The organism is Mycobacterium intermedium, assembly GCF_002086275.1.
Lineage (GTDB): Bacteria > Actinomycetota > Actinomycetes > Mycobacteriales > Mycobacteriaceae > Mycobacterium > Mycobacterium intermedium.
This window is the reverse complement of the sequence record NZ_MVHT01000295.1, coordinates 1-639: the sequence shown is the minus strand read 5'-3', so window position 1 is coordinate 639 and position 639 is coordinate 1. Positions and strand designations below refer to the sequence as shown.

Here is a 639-nt window from a genome sequence, read left to right as displayed (position 1 = left end):
CCCACTACCCGACGACCTACGCATTGCGCTGCTCGAAATCCGCGCCGACGGTGCGCACTAATTTGAGCCAAGTCGGGTGATAACCGCGACTGGCATCGCCCACGGCGGTGAGCCCTACCGGCTACGCGACCACCAAGGCGCCGCCGAAACCCTCCGCAGAGCCGCCACCGGGAACCCACCAACTACACTGAGCGCTGCTCACAGGTGAGGACTTTCGGCGAGCACGCCTGGGGATTTTCGATGAGCGCGATCACGGGATGGAGACTTTCATCTGGCCACCAGCGGATACTTCAACTTGGCCATTGCCACTTCGAGCCGACCAAGGCATTGAAGAAAGGACTTATGCCGGTGCCTGCACGAGTATCGGCGACCGATCGTGTTCGCGCCAAGATCGACGAATTGTTCGCCTCGGATCGTGAGCTGTCCGAGATTCTCAAAGAGTGGCGAGATTGGGTGCGCGGTCGCTGATGAAGGGGCCAGGCATTGCCTTCAGGCGTGATGCGGGGTCAGGTTGCTCTAATACAGAGCACTTCGTCGAGGCTGGCGGTCTGTAGTCCGGCACCGAGCGCCCGTTGCCCGAGCTCAGCGATGGGGTCGGCGTCGCTGCTATCCAGACCGCCGGCTTGATCCAGTCGTGCG

1 protein-coding gene is annotated in these 639 nt (G+C 62.0%); it reads left to right on the top strand.

Annotated elements, in window-relative coordinates; genetic code table 11:
* Window positions 1–240 precede the first annotated feature (240 nt).
* Complete coding sequence (locus BST27_RS32195; RefSeq protein ID WP_139805518.1) at window positions 241–468, top strand: hypothetical protein; 228 nt, start codon at window positions 241–243, stop codon at window positions 466–468.
* The last annotated feature ends 171 nt before the right edge of the window (window positions 469–639 follow it).